We start from the raw sequence: 14032 nt of genomic DNA on the forward strand, positions 1-14032 counted from the left end.
ACCACATGGATACCCTGTTGAAAGACAAAATTATTGCCCAAGGAATGGATCCTGATACAGTAGCGGAGCAAATTTCAAATTTTAAGGACGGCTTTCCTTATTTGAAAATAACAGGCCCAGCAACTCCACAGGATGGCATTCAGGTGCTTTCGGATGATCAATTGAAGCATTTTGTAGAAACTTATCCCAAAAAAGCAGCATCTATAGAAGTAGTGAAGTTTGTTCCTGCTTCAGGCGCTGCATCCAGGATGTTCAAAGATCTCTTTTCTTTTTTGGATGGAGATGGTGACTTAAGCAAATCGGCTTTTGTGCAGAAATTCATAGACAAAATCGAAAAATTCGCTTTCTATGATGATTTGAATGCGACATTGAAAGAAAAGAATACTTCGATTGCCGATTGTCTCGATAGAAAGGATTATAAAGAAATAGTAGGTACTCTTTTGGAAGACTCTGGACTAGGTTATGGAAACCTTCCCAAAGGGCTTTTAAAATTCCATCAATACGAATCTGAAGCAAGGACACCTGCTTATGAGCACTTGATCGAGGGCTCACAATATGCAGTGGGAAAAGGTAAACTTGTCAAAATTCACTTTACCGTTTCGCCGGAACATGAAGAAAAATTCCGAAAGGAAATAGAAAGCATTGTGCCGAAATTGGAGTCCAAAACAGGTCTTAAATACGAGGTAACTTATTCACAGCAGAAAAAATCAACTGACACCATTGCCGTCTCGATGGATAATGAGCCATTCCTTGAAGAAGATGGATCCATTTTGTTCCGACCAGCCGGTCACGGTGCTTTATTGGAAAATCTCAATGATATTTCTGCTGACCTTATTTTCATCAAAAACATTGACAATGTAGTTCCTGACCGGCTTAAGTCAGATACAAAAACCTACAAAATGGCCATTGGAGGGCTATTGTTGGAAATCCAGGAGAAAGTTTTTGAAGCTTTAAAAGAATTGAGTCAGGAGATATCGGATGAGTCACTGAAAAAGGCAAAAAATGTCTTTACTGAAGTATTAGGAGCAAAGCTTCCAAATGAGTTTGAAAACCAACCTTTGATGGAAAGAGCCAATTTTCTTAAAGGAAAGCTCAATCGACCGATCCGTGTCTGTGGCATGGTGAAAAATACTGGAGAACCTGGAGGTGGACCTTTTTGGGTGATGGAAAAAGATGGCAGTCAGTCCCTTCAAATCCTCGAAACAGCCCAAATCGACCTTTCTGACCCAGAGTCAAAAAAACATTTTCAGGCTGCTACCCATTTCAATCCGGTAGATTTGGTTTGTGGCACCCGTAATTTCAAAGGAGAAGAATTTGATCTTTTGAAATACAGAGACATGAAAACCGGATTCATTACAGAGAAATCAAAAAGCGGTAGAGAACTCAAGGCTTTGGAATTACCCGGTTTATGGAACGGAGCTATGGCAGGCTGGAATACCTTGTTCGTTGAAGTTCCTTTGATCACTTTCAACCCGGTGAAAACAGTCAATGATCTACTCAGAGATGAACACCAATAAAGGCTGAAGTTTGAAGTTAGAAAGCTGAAAAGAGTGAATGGTCTCTTTCAGCTTTCTGACTTTATCTTTCATACTTCCCTTAGTCCCGTTTTCCCTCGTACAAGTCGTATTTCAGCAATCTACAGTCGATTGTACCATTCCAAAATTCAATTCTTCGGCTGGCTTTTAGTCCTACTTTTTTGGCCAATTCAAGGTTTCCGGTAAAAATATAACCACGATACCCCGCGCATTTTTGTTTCATGAAATCTCCTATCCTGCGGTAGGTTTGCTCCAATTCCGTCTCCTCTCCCAGCCTTTCTCCATATTCGGGATTAAACATGATCACGCCTCTTGGCTTCTCTGGAATCTCAGTTTCCGCAAAATCACAAACCTGAAAATCAATCATATGATCCACTCCGGCAGTCATGGCATTTTCTTTCGCAAATGAAATAGCTTGTAATGAGATATCAGATGCTATAATCTTGACTTCAGGAACCTCCACTATTTTGGCCTCCAACTTCTTTATTTTAGCTTGATAGGCAGACTCATCATAACCCAGAATTGACATGAAGGCATAATGGGATCTATATAAACCTGGAAATCTTTTTGTAGCCATCAGTGCTGCTTCTATGGCCAAAGTACCTGAACCGCACATGGGATTGATAAAAGGTACTCTCGTATTCCATTCGGTAGCATAAATGGTAGCCGCTGCCAAATCCTCCATCATAGGAGCTTTGCCTGGAATTTTTCTATATCCATGCTTGGCCAGCGTGTCTCCAGAGGTATTAATGTATAAGGTGGCTTGCGTATCCTTCCAGAACATCTGAAAAACGGCCCCGCTAAATTCTGAGCCAGAATCAGGTCTCCTTCCAAATTTTTCTCTGAAACGATCTACAATAGCATCTTTAATTTTCACATTGACAATCAAAGGGGTAGTGACACTTTCATTGTCTGCCACTGAATTAATAGAAAAATAGCCATCCACATCCAGATAATCTTCCCAGGTGATAGCTTTTACTCTGCGATAAATATCATCCGCATGACGCAGATAAAAAGACTTGATTTCGAAGAGTACGTGAGAGGCTGTTCTGAGATGAAGATTCAAATCCATGCAATCTTCCATACTGGCAATAAGTTCTATCCCTGTTCTCTGTACAGATTCAGGAACGAAACCTAACTCTCTTACTTCTTTTTCCAAGTAGGTCACCGATCGGTCTTTGCAGGTTATAAAGACCTTTCTTCTTTCATTAAAATCAAGCATGCACAAAAGTAGGGATTTCAGGCCAAAGGATCTTCGAAGATTTTTGCTAGCTGCTCATGTAAAATCAAAGGTAAAACTCGCAAACGATTGCGTAACTTACATCATACTCAACTTGTACCTAAGCCTCGAAATTTTCAATTTAGAATGTATAAACAAGACTTTGTATGAATATAAAATCAATTTACACCCTTGCCCTTCTCAGTAGTATTTTCCTTTTTTCATGTTCTTCCGGTGAAAAAGAAAACGCGGATGGATGGAAAAACCTATTTAATGGAGAAGATTTAAGCGGTTGGAAGGCAGTAGCCGGAACAGCCACTTTTGCTGTAGAAAATGGCGAAATCATTGGAACCGCAGTTGCTGGCTCTCCCAATACATTTTTAATCACTGAAGATACATTCGGGGATTTTATTCTGGAGCTAGAGCTTAAGGTAGAGCATGTTTCTTCTAATTCCGGAGTAATGGCCAGAGGACAATTTGATCCCAACGGAAGGGACGGGAAAGGATTGGTTTACGGTTACCAAATTGAGGCTGACCCAACCGAGCGAGCTTGGTCAGCTGGTATTTATGATGAAGCCAGAAGAGGCTGGCTATATCCTTTGGAGCTCAATCCTGAAGCAAAATCAGCTTTCAAATTAGGTGAATACAATCAATATAGAATTGAAGTAATTGGAGATGAAATCAAAACCTGGTTGAATGGACAGGAAGTTGCTTATGTCGTAGATGACATGGACAAAATAGGTTTTATTGGTCTTCAGGTTCATAGCATCCAAAAGCCGGAAGATGCAGGTCGAAAAACCTATTTCAGAAATGTAAGGATCAAAACAGAAAACTTAGATCCTCAACCTTTCAATAAAGACATTTTCGTGGTCAATAACCGTCTGAATGAATTGACAGATTATGAAAAAAACCAGGGGTGGAGACTTTTATTCAATGGACAAAACTCCGATGGATGGGTTGGAGCTTATAAGGACAACTTCCCAGATTTTGGTTGGTCTGTTACAGATGGAATATTGACCATTGCAGCCTCAGGTGGTGGAGAATCCACAAATGCTGGAGATATTGTAACCACAGAGGAATTCAGTGCTTTTGACTTAGCTTTTGATTTTAAGTTAACGGAAGGAGCCAATAGCGGTGTGAAATATTTTGTCACTTTGAAAGAAGAAAATTCAGGTTCAGCGATTGGCTTGGAATATCAGATTTTGGATGATGAAAGACATCCAGACGCCAAAATGGGAAGAGAAGGTAACAGAACCTTAGCTTCCTTGTATGATTTGATCAAAGCAGAAAAACAGCCTAGATTTTTGAAACCAATCGGAGAATGGAATAAGGGTAGAATAGTCGTGCATCCTGATAATAAAGTGGAACATTATCTAAATGGAATTAAAGTAGTTGAATATGTCAGGGGTTCCCAAGAGTACAAAGACCTAGTGGCAATCAGTAAGTATAAAATCTGGGAAAACTTTGGCGAGGCAGAGCAGGGCCATATCCTTTTGCAGGATCATGGTGATGAAGTCAGCTTTAAAAATATCAAAATCAAAACATTGAACTAAGACCCAATAACCATGAGCAAGCAAAATAGAAGAGAGTTTATCAAAAAAAGTACGGCAGCCACCCTAGGCTTATCGGCTTTGGGAGCTGTGGGCTTTTCAGCCAAATCCTATGGTAGAATCATTGGTGCCAATGAACGATTGAATGTAGCTATAGCAGGTTTGGGAAGGAGATTGGGAGCTTTTTACGAGCCAATCGCTTTAGAATCCAGCAATGTGAATTTGCTTTACCTCTGTGATGTAATGCAAAGCCAAATGACCAAAGCAGCAGGCAATTTTTCCAAGCATATTTCTTATCAGCCCAAATTGGAAGGGAACATCATGAAGGTTTTGGAGGACAAGGACTTGGATGTTTTGATTAATGCTACTCCGGATCATTGGCATGCACCGGGAACTTGGCTTGCAATGGAAAGAGGAAAACACGTATATGTAGAAAAGCCTTGCTCCCATAATCCAAAAGAAGGAGAACTATTGATCGCCTTACAGAAGAAATACAATAAGGTAGTTCAAATGGGCAATCAGCAACGCTCAGCTCCGGAAAGTAGAGAAATCATCGCAGCCATACATAATGGAGCAATTGGAAAAGCTTATAAAGCGGTTGCCTTTTATAGCAATCAGCGAGGAAGAGTAGTCAATCCCACCCCTGCTCCAGTGCCTGAAGGTTTGGATTGGGACATGTTTCAGGGTCCCGCTCCAAGGAGAGCATACACTCATGACACTTGGGATTACAATTGGCACTGGTATGGTTGGGATTATGGCACTGCAGAGACAGGCAATAATGCTACTCATGAATTAGATGTGGCAAGATGGGCTTTGCAGGTAGATTACCCCTCGCAGGTCATGGTTGATGCTGGAAAGTATCATTTTGTGGATGATGGATGGACTATGTATGATACCATGGAAGCCACCTTTAAATTTGGAAAAGATAAGACCATCACTTGGGATGGGAAGAGCAGAAATGGCTTGAATACTTATGGAGCAGATAGAGGGACAATCATCTACGGTTCTGAAGGAAGTGTATTTGTGAATAGAAATGGCTATAAGCACTTTGACCGAAATGGAAAACTGATTAAGGATAGCCAATCCTCAGGGTCCGAAGGTGGAACACAACTCGGAGGAGGTGGAGACATGAGTACTACTCACGTAGTCAACTTCTTTAATGCGGTAAGAGGAAAAGAAAAACAGAATTCTAATATCGAAGAAGGAGCGGTAAGTACATTGCTTTGTCATTTGGCAAATATTGCTTCGAGAACCGGAGAAATATTACAATGTGATCCAAAAAATGGACATATCACCAATTCCAAAGCAGGGATGGCTTTATGGACGCGCCAATACGAAAAAGGATGGGAGCCACCAAAGATATAATTTAGATACACTATCAAACAATGGAAGATCGAATTATATACTTTGGTCTTCCTTTTTTTATTCGTTTTATTTTTGATTGAAATTCAAGTACTTACTGTAAAGAATTCACCTCACTAAAGTAGACTCCCTAATCGTAATTTTACTGGGAATGGTAATCACCTGATTCAATAAATCGGGCTGTCTGGGCTTTGTTAGCTTTTTGATTAAAAGCTTTGCACACTCCTCCCCTATAGTTTCTGCCGGTTGGGTAATGGTCGTCAGAGAAGGATTGAGCAAACCGGCAATGCTCATATTTGAGAAGGAAATAATCTTCAAATCATCCGGAATACTCAAATTCGTTTTCTTGACGGCCTGATAAGTTGCCAAAGCCAATTTTTCAACAGAGGAAAGAATGCCATCTGGTCTGTTTGAGGACAACAACAACTCCCAAATCAACTGAGTATTATCTTCATCACTATGACAGCAATGAAGGCTAAAAGCAGGCTCAGGCTCCATTCCTGACATTTTTAAAGCGTCCACATAGCCCCGATGCCTCTCCTTGGTAATCGAGAGTTCTTTGCTCAGCATCAAAAATGCGATCTTTTTACATCCTTGTTGGATTAAATGCTTGGTTCCCTCAAAAGCACTTTCATAGTCATTGGTAATGAATTTGGTAGTGGGGATTTCTGAACAAATCCTATCAAAAAATAAAATAGGCAAGCCTCTATCATGCAAACGCTTCAAATGAGAAACATCACTTGTTTGGCTGGAAACAGACATAACTATTGCATCAGCTCTGCCATTTTGAAGCAAAGAAAGGATTTTCTTTTCTTTCTCTACATCCTCGTGGGTACTGTAAACCAGCAAATGATAGCCATGCTCAGAAGTAATTTCTTCGATTCCATCGATCACCTGAGAAAAAAAGTAATTGATACGCTCAGGGATAATTACGGCGATGGTTTTACTCTTATTCTCCCTCAAACTTCTGGCAAATGGATTAGGCTGATAATTCAGTTTTTCCGCCATGCTAATCACCTTTTTTTTGGTAGCTTCCGAAATTTCGTAACTGTCATTTAAAGCTCTGGATACGGTAGATGGCGCCAAATTCAACTCTGCAGCCAATTCCTTGAGACTGATTCCATTATTCATGACTATTTTGGGTTTGTTAGTATAAAAGTCATTGAAAATACGAATCATTTTCGCTCACTTGGTAAAATGGTTCGGAAAATTTCGCAAACGTTTTCGTATTTAAATCTTCAAATGCTCTCGATTCGGGGTAAATTCAAGTTTGAAACGGAATGCTAATTTGATGACCTTTTTCCCATGATTTCAACTGATTCGCAAGTGAATTTTCTATCCGAAGACTTCTTATTGCAAAACTCTTTTGCTAAGACGCTATACCACGATTACGCTAAAAATCTATCCATCATAGATTATCACAACCATCTTTCTCCCTCAGAGGTCAATTCCAACAGGCAATTTGATAATATGAGCCAAATTTGGTTGGCTGGAGATCACTATAAGTGGAGAGCTATGCGGACCTTGGGCGTCTCTGAGAAATATATTACAGGCAATGCTACTGATTCAGAGAAGTTTAAAAAATGGGCTCAAACCGTTCCTTACACCATGCGTAATCCGCTGTATCATTGGACTCATTTAGAGCTGAAAAGATATTTTGGAATTGAAGAAATATTAAATGAATCCAATGCAGCTGAAGTTTATCTTCATTGCAATGAATTACTTCAAAAGCCGGAATATGCCACACAAGGATTATTGGGGCAAATGAAAGTGGAAGTAATCTGCTCCACAGATGATCCAGTAGATTCACTTCAGGATCATGTAGATTTTAGCAGGAAAAAAACCTCCCTATCCATGTATCCTGCATTCCGGCCGGATAAAGCTTATGCCATAGAAAACCCGGATGCCTATCTATCCTATTTAGAAAAACTGGGAGAAGCAGCAGGAATTAACATTCAGAATTATGAAGATCTTTTGGCTGCTTTGGAAAATAGAATTGGATATTTTCATGAGAGGGGTTGTAGGCTAAGTGATCATGGTTTAGAGCAATTATATTTCTTTGAAAAAGACGAATTCAATCTTCAGGATCTATTTGAGTTAATTCGCTTCAAAAAGAAATTAGAACCCAAAGAAATCCAGTATTTCAAGTTCAAAACCTTGCAGACACTTTGCAAAATGTATCATTCCAAGGGCTGGGTTCAGCAGTTTCATTTGGGAGCTTTGCGAAATACCAATTCCAGAAAGCTGGCTGAATTAGGACCTGATACTGGATTTGATTCTATTGGCGATTTTGATCAAGCCCAAGCATTAGCAGGCTTCTTAAATTCACTTGATAGCAAGGATCAATTAGCTAAAACTGTCCTTTATAATCTCAATCCAAGAGACAATGAAGTATTTGCAACCATGGTTGGAAATTTTAACGATGGAAGCACCAAAGGAAAAATTCAATTTGGCTCAGGTTGGTGGTATTTAGACCAGAAAGATGGAATGGAAGCGCAAATGAATGTATTATCAAATATGGGATTGATTTCATGTTTTATAGGTATGTTGACCGATTCCAGAAGCTTTTTATCCTTCCCAAGACATGAATATTTCCGAAGAATCCTTTGCAATCTATTTGGAAAAGATGTAGAAAATGGAGAGCTCCCCTGGGATGAGAAATGGCTTGGAAAAATCATTGCTGATATTTGCTACCATAATGCCAAAAATTATTTTGACTTTGATTCAAAAAATATAACAATCTGATAATGAGCAATTCTCTTTTCAAACTTTCAGGAAAAATAATTGCCTTCTCTGGCGCAACCGGTGTGCTTGGCGAAGCGATGAGTAGGCACTTAGCAAAAGAAGGTGCTACTATATTAATTCTCGGAAGAAATGAAATAAAAATAAAAGAGCTCATAGCAACAATAGAATCAGAGGGAGGAAAGGCTGAAGGATATCTTTGTGATGTTACCGATGAAGATCAAGTTAAAAAAGCAGCTGATAAAGTTAAAAAATCGGTTGGAAGCATTGATATTTTGATCAATGCAGCGGGTGGAAATATGCCAGGTGCTGTAATCAAGCCTGATCAAAATTTTCTCGATTTAAATGCAGAGGCTTTGAAAAAAGTGATGGATCTCAACTATTTGGGAACAGTGCTACCAACCAAGCATTTTCTTCCTTTGATGCTGTCACAAAATAAAGGAAACATCATCAATATCAGCTCCATGGCTGCGAGTAGGCCTATGACGAGAGTGATGGGTTATGCTTCTGCCAAAGCAGCTATAGATAATATGACCAAGTGGTTGGCCGTAGAACTGGCTAAGAAACATGGACCGGAATTTAGGGTAAATGCAATTGCTCCTGGATTTTTTCTAACTGAGCAAAACCGGACTTTATTAACTGAAAATGACGGATCGCTGACTAGTCGAGGAAATCAGATCATAGAACATACTCCTATGGATAGATTTGGAAAACCAGAAGATCTCTTTGGAGTCTTGCAATGGCTATGTTCAGATGCCTCAACATTCGTCACAGGTACTATCATTCCGGTCGATGGTGGCTTTAGCGCATTTTCCGGTGTGTAATTCCTATGATCTCAACCCAATAAACCCTAAAAGAAAAATCAATGGCACTATTCAAAATGGAACAAACCATGCGATGGTATGGTCCTAATGATCCAGTCAGTTTAAGAGATATTCGTCAAGCAGGTGCTACAGGTATTGTAACTGCCCTTCACCACATCCCAAATGGGGAAATATGGTCAAGAGAAGAGATCCAACTTCGAAAAAAAACCATTGAGAATGCAGGACTAACCTGGTCTGTGGTAGAATCAGTTCCAGTTCATGAGCATATTAAAACCCGATCTGCTAACTTCCAGGAATTGATAGCCAATTACCAACAAACCATCAGAAATCTGGCATCTGAAGGAATTTTTACTGTTTGTTACAATTTCATGCCCATACTAGACTGGACAAGAACGGATCTGGAACGAGAACTTCCAAATGGATCCAAGGCCTTGTTTTATGAAAAGAAGGCGGTTCAGGCATTCGACCTTTTTATTTTGAAAAGACCTGCTGCCTTGGAGGAATATACTTCTAAAGAAATTGAGGAAGTGCGAAAGTATTATGAAGCCCTTTCTCCTGAAAAAAAGCAATTGATACTTGATAATATTCTGAAAGGCTTACCAGGCTCTGAAATTGGCTACACCTTGGATGAGTTCAGAGAAATGCTTTCAACTTATGAAGGCATCAATGCACCTAAACTTCAAGAACATCTCAGGCTTTTTTTGGATGCTATAGTTCCTGTAGCCGAAGAAGTGGGTGTTTACATGACCATACACCCAGATGATCCCCCTTTCTCCCTTTATGGTCTACCCAGAGTAGTATCTACTGCAGCTGATGCAAGAAGAATCATCCAAGATAATCCAAGTCCTCATAACGGATTGTGTTTTTGCACAGGAAGTTACGGGGTAAGACCGGACAACGATTTACCTGCCATGGTTGCAGAATTTGGTGATCATATCAATTTCATCCATCTGAGAAGTACTAAAAGAGATGAGGCAGGGAATTTCTTTGAAGATAATCATTTGGAAGGCGATGTGCCTATGGTTGCCGTAATTGATGAAATACTGAAAATTCAGGAAAAACGGGAAAAAAGTATTCCTATGCGTCCTGATCATGGACACCAGATGCTAGATGATTTAGGTAAAAAAACCAATCCCGGCTACTCAGCAATTGGAAGATTAAAAGGTTTGGCTGAAATTAGAGGAGTGGAGCAAGCACTTCTTTATAGCAAAACCAAATGACAGAAAAAGAAAAAATGCTCGCCGGCCAACTCTATCAGGCCGGCGATCCTGTTTTAACTTCAGAAAGGCTTCAGGCAAGAAAGCTGTTGAAAGAGTTCAATTTTTCAGATCCGGAAAAATCTGAGGAAAAACAAAAAATCTTGGTGAAATTGTTAGGGACCATCGGTGAAAACTGCTGGATCGAGCCTCCTTTTTCTTGTGATTATGGGTATAATATTTCTTTGGGAAACCATGTCTTTTTTAACTTCAATTGTGTCATACTGGATGTAGTACCGGTTACTATAGGCGACCGAACTCTAGTGGGCCCTAATGTTCAATTTTACCCCGCAACCCACCCTCTCGATGCAAAAACCAGAGGAGAACTTTGGGAATTTGGAAAAGAAATTCATGTTGGAACAGATGTTTGGATTGGAGGTGGAAGCATTATCTGCCCAGGTGTAAAAATCGGTAATAGGTCAATTATTGGAGCGGGATCTGTGGTGACCAAAGATGTTCCTGATGATGTGATAGTTGCAGGTAATCCCGCCCGAAAAATCAAAAAATTATAAGCTAAAAATCATGACGCAATTTTATTCTAAGCGGGACCTAAAGTTTCAACTTTTTGAATTGATAAAAGCTGATGAGTTAAATCAAATCGAATATTTTCAAGATCATAATCGGGAAACCTTTGAAATGATACTTGAGGCTGCAGATCAAATAGCTCAAAAATCTTTAAGGCCTTTGCTAACGGAAATGGACCGAAAGGAACCCCAACTGGAAAACGGGAAAATCAAAATCCATCCCGGAATGAAGCCGGTTATCCAACAATTTGGGAGGGATGGTTGGATTAACTCCACATTCAGTTACGAAGAAGGGGGCCAGCAACTCCCATGGACTATTCATATTGCAGCGGGGTTCATTCTTCAGGCCGCAAATTATTCGGCCTCTGTATTCCCTTTTTTGACTACTGGGGCTGCCAACTTGATACGAACTTTTGGTAGCCAGGAATTAATAGAAAAGTTTACACCAAATCTCTACTCTGGCCATTGGCAAGGAACCATGGCTTTGACTGAGCCGGATGCAGGGAGTTCGCTCTCCGATCTGACCACTGCTGCTTATCCAACAGAAAAAGCCGGAATCTATAAAATTAAAGGTCAAAAAATCTACATATCCTGTGGAGACCATGATGCCTGTGAGAATATTATTCATCTGATGCTGGCTAGAATAGCGGGAGCACCAGCAGGAACAAAAGGAATATCTCTTTTTGTAGTTCCCCAAAAGAGAATTGATACACAAGAAAGTAACGATGTATTAACTCAGGGCATTTATCACAAGATGGGTTATAAAGGAGCCCCAATAGCTCATTTGATGATAGGTTCAGAAGATCAGTGTGAAGGATATCTTGTTGGAGAAGCCAATCAAGGCCTAAAGTACATGTTTCAAATGATGAATGAGGCAAGACTTGGAGTAGGTATGAACGGGGTTGCAATTGCTACTGCCGCTTATTATTCCTCTTTGGCCTATGCGAAAGAACGTCCTCAGGGAAGGAGAATTAACAATAAAGATCTCAATCAACCACAGGTTCCCATTATAGAGCATGCAGATGTAAAGCGTATGCTTTTGTTTCAGAAAAGTGTCACTGAGGGTTCATTGGCACTCTTGCTATACTGCTCCAAACTTGCGGATGAAGTCCAGCAGGAGCCAAACTCAGAGAAGAAAAAAGCTAAGGAAGCATTGCTGGACTTATTAACCCCAATTGCAAAAAGCTACCCATCAGAAATGGGTGTTCATAGTACATCTGCAGCTGTTCAGATTTTAGGAGGGGCTGGCTATACTACGGATTTTCCTGTAGAGCAATATTATCGTGAAGCCCGAATACATCCTATTCATGAAGGAACTACAGGGATTCATGGATTGGATCTTTTAGGAAGAAAGGTCTTGATGTCAGAAGGAATGGCTTGGAAATTACTTCACCAAGAGATCCTGAAGAGCCTAAATCAGTCAAGCCTTGACCCTAATTTGAAATCAAGATTTGAAAAATACCATAGGATAGTTTTAGAAACAGCCGAGAAAGTATTAGCAAAGAGTAAAAAAGGCCTGGAATATTATCTTGCCGATGCCACTTTATTCCTAGAAATGTGCGGAATCCTTTGCGTAGCTTGGAAATGGCTAGATCAATCCCATATCGCCCAAAGTCAATTAAATGGTGGATCTCCGGAGAAAGCTTTCTATCAAGGTAAAATAATGGCCTCAGAATATTTTATGGAATATGAGTTAACAAAAATAGAATCCTTGGCAACAAGACTTCAATCGGATACCTATCCCACTCTAGAAATGGGAAAAGAATGGTTTTAACTCTTCAACTTTAGAGCTTTGGTTTAAATCGATCTTTATTCCTAAATATTGAAAAACATTTGCTTATTTTGGCAAGCAATAAATTTTAACCTCATTTAATATTAATGAAAAGAGTTTTAGTAAGTGGTGGTGGCGGATTTTTGGGTAGCCATCTATGCGACAGATTATTAAAGGAAGGCAACGAAGTACTATGTGTGGATAATTTTTTCACCGGAAATAGGAGAAACATTCACCATCTTTTAGACAATAAGAATTTCGAATTATTGAGGCACGATGTGACTCATCCTCTTTATGTGGAAGTGGACGAAATTTATAATCTTGCATGCCCTGCCTCCCCTATTCATTATCAATTTGACCCTGTTCAAACGACCAAAACCTCCGTGATTGGTGCAATGAACATGTTAGGTTTGGCTAAAAGGCTGAAAATTAAAATCCTTCAGGCAAGTACTTCTGAAGTTTATGGAGATCCAGAAATCCATCCTCAACCTGAATCCTATAGAGGTAATGTAAATACGCTTGGTCCTCGTGCTTGTTATGATGAGGGAAAGAGGTGTGCAGAAACTTTATTCTTTGATTATCACAGACAGCATGGAGTTGCGATCAAAGTGATGAGAATATTCAATACTTATGGTCCAAGAATGCACCCGAATGATGGCCGAGTTGTCAGCAACTTTATTGTTCAGGCATTAAAAAATCAAGATATCACTATCTACGGCGATGGAAAGCAAACTCGTTCTTTCTGTTATGTAGATGATAATATCGAAGGAATGTACAGGTTGATGAACTCCAGAGACGGATTTACTGGTCCGGTTAATATTGGAAACCCCGGAGAATTCACCATGTTGGAGCTAGCCAACTTGGTAATCGAACTGACCAACTCGAAAAGCAAGCTGGTTCATATGCCATTACCACAGGATGATCCAATGCAGAGAAAGCCAGTTATCGATCTTGCAAAGAAAGAATTAGGCTGGGAGCCTACAATTCCACTCCGAGAAGGTTTGGTCAAAACAATTGAATATTTCGAAAGCATTATATAAATCAAAAGCCACCCTCTCGGGTGGCTTTTTTTTCTGAAAGAGAAAAACCAGAAAGTGGCCTATTTAGCTATTTTCAGAACTGGGAGGGCATACTTTTTCTACCCTCATAGAGGTGGTAAAATGGTTTAAATAAGTTAGGCCAAGTAAGAGAGTAAAATTTTTTCTACATGCTCGAAGCAATAACCGTTTGTTCTTGGCCTTTCAGTTCA

The 14032-nt window shown here is 39.8% G+C and carries 11 protein-coding genes; 9 read left to right on the forward strand and 2 right to left on the reverse strand.

Going from position 1 to position 14032, the window contains the following annotated elements; genetic code table 11:
- Positions 1–5: 5 nt before the first annotated feature.
- A complete protein-coding gene (locus FL972_RS01700) occupies positions 6–1517 on the forward strand; it encodes a DUF4301 family protein (RefSeq protein ID WP_144602719.1) in 1512 nt (503 codons plus the stop codon).
- A 79-nt stretch (positions 1518–1596) separates the two neighbouring features.
- Here FL972_RS01700 and FL972_RS01705 read toward each other — a convergent pair whose 3' ends face one another.
- On the reverse strand, positions 1597–2757 hold the full coding sequence (locus FL972_RS01705; RefSeq protein ID WP_144602722.1) for a THUMP domain-containing class I SAM-dependent RNA methyltransferase: 1161 nt from the start codon (positions 2755–2757) through the stop codon (positions 1597–1599).
- A 164-nt stretch (positions 2758–2921) separates the two neighbouring features.
- Between FL972_RS01705 and FL972_RS01710 the strand changes: the two genes are divergently transcribed.
- Entirely contained in the window at positions 2922–4307 is a 1386-nt protein-coding gene (locus FL972_RS01710; RefSeq protein ID WP_144602725.1) for a 3-keto-disaccharide hydrolase, read from the forward strand.
- A gap of 12 nt (positions 4308–4319) precedes the next feature.
- Positions 4320–5669, forward strand: a complete 1350-nt coding sequence (locus FL972_RS01715; protein ID WP_144602727.1) for a Gfo/Idh/MocA family protein — start codon at positions 4320–4322, stop codon at positions 5667–5669.
- Positions 5670–5774: 105 nt separating this feature from the next.
- Here the strand turns inward: FL972_RS01715 and FL972_RS01720 are convergent, their stop codons facing one another.
- Positions 5775–6845 (reverse strand): LacI family DNA-binding transcriptional regulator, encoded by a 1071-nt coding sequence (locus tag FL972_RS01720; protein ID WP_250161258.1) that lies wholly within the window; start codon positions 6843–6845, stop codon positions 5775–5777.
- 126 nt (positions 6846–6971) lie between these two features.
- Between FL972_RS01720 and uxaC the strand changes: the two genes are divergently transcribed.
- The 6 genes from uxaC (at position 6972) to FL972_RS01750 (ending at position 13823) form a co-directional block, all read left to right on the forward strand.
- Complete coding sequence (gene uxaC, locus FL972_RS01725) at positions 6972–8411, forward strand: glucuronate isomerase (RefSeq protein ID WP_144602729.1); 1440 nt, start codon at positions 6972–6974, stop codon at positions 8409–8411.
- Positions 8412–8413: 2 nt separating this feature from the next.
- Complete coding sequence (locus tag FL972_RS01730) at positions 8414–9232, forward strand: SDR family oxidoreductase (RefSeq protein WP_144602731.1); 819 nt, start codon at positions 8414–8416, stop codon at positions 9230–9232.
- A 41-nt stretch (positions 9233–9273) separates the two neighbouring features.
- Positions 9274–10452 carry a mannonate dehydratase gene (gene uxuA, locus FL972_RS01735; RefSeq protein WP_250161259.1) on the forward strand — a complete coding sequence of 393 codons (1179 nt, stop codon included), beginning with the start codon at positions 9274–9276 and terminating at the stop codon, positions 10450–10452.
- Positions 10449–11000: a sugar O-acetyltransferase gene (locus FL972_RS01740; RefSeq protein WP_144602733.1), complete on the forward strand. Its 552-nt coding sequence runs from the start codon at positions 10449–10451 to the stop codon at positions 10998–11000. Before uxuA ends, FL972_RS01740 begins: the two co-directional genes overlap by 4 nt.
- A 10-nt stretch (positions 11001–11010) precedes the next feature.
- Positions 11011–12786: an acyl-CoA dehydrogenase gene (locus FL972_RS01745; RefSeq protein ID WP_144602734.1), complete on the forward strand. Its 1776-nt coding sequence runs from the start codon at positions 11011–11013 to the stop codon at positions 12784–12786.
- 104 nt (positions 12787–12890) lie between these two features.
- On the forward strand, positions 12891–13823 hold the full coding sequence (locus FL972_RS01750) for a UDP-glucuronic acid decarboxylase family protein (protein WP_091649949.1): 933 nt from the start codon (positions 12891–12893) through the stop codon (positions 13821–13823).
- Positions 13824–14032 lie beyond the last annotated feature (209 nt).

Origin of the sequence: Algoriphagus algorifonticola, assembly GCF_007655305.1 — a bacterium.
In the GTDB taxonomy this organism is placed as follows: Bacteria; Bacteroidota; Bacteroidia; order Cytophagales; family Cyclobacteriaceae; genus Algoriphagus; species Algoriphagus algorifonticola.

Bases quoted from the DNA above. Each gene is read 5' to 3' on its own strand.
- FL972_RS01705 (WP_144602722.1), bottom strand. From the start codon at position 2,757: ATGCTTGATTTTAATGAAAGAAGAAAGGTCTTTATAACCTGCAAAGAC.
- FL972_RS01710 (WP_144602725.1), top strand. From the start codon at position 2,922: ATGAATATAAAATCAATTTACACCCTTGCCCTTCTCAGTAGTATTTTC.
- FL972_RS01745 (WP_144602734.1), top strand. From the start codon at position 11,011: ATGACGCAATTTTATTCTAAGCGGGACCTAAAGTTTCAACTTTTTGAA.
- FL972_RS01715 (WP_144602727.1), top strand. From the start codon at position 4,320: ATGAGCAAGCAAAATAGAAGAGAGTTTATCAAAAAAAGTACGGCAGCC.
- FL972_RS01730 (WP_144602731.1), top strand. From the start codon at position 8,414: ATGAGCAATTCTCTTTTCAAACTTTCAGGAAAAATAATTGCCTTCTCT.
- FL972_RS01750 (WP_091649949.1), top strand. From the start codon at position 12,891: ATGAAAAGAGTTTTAGTAAGTGGTGGTGGCGGATTTTTGGGTAGCCAT.
- uxaC (WP_144602729.1), top strand. From the start codon at position 6,972: ATGATTTCAACTGATTCGCAAGTGAATTTTCTATCCGAAGACTTCTTA.
- FL972_RS01740 (WP_144602733.1), top strand. From the start codon at position 10,449: ATGACAGAAAAAGAAAAAATGCTCGCCGGCCAACTCTATCAGGCCGGC.
- uxuA (WP_250161259.1), top strand. From the start codon at position 9,274: ATGGCACTATTCAAAATGGAACAAACCATGCGATGGTATGGTCCTAAT.
- FL972_RS01700 (WP_144602719.1), top strand. From the start codon at position 6: ATGGATACCCTGTTGAAAGACAAAATTATTGCCCAAGGAATGGATCCT.
- FL972_RS01720 (WP_250161258.1), bottom strand. From the start codon at position 6,845: ATGATTCGTATTTTCAATGACTTTTATACTAACAAACCCAAAATAGTC.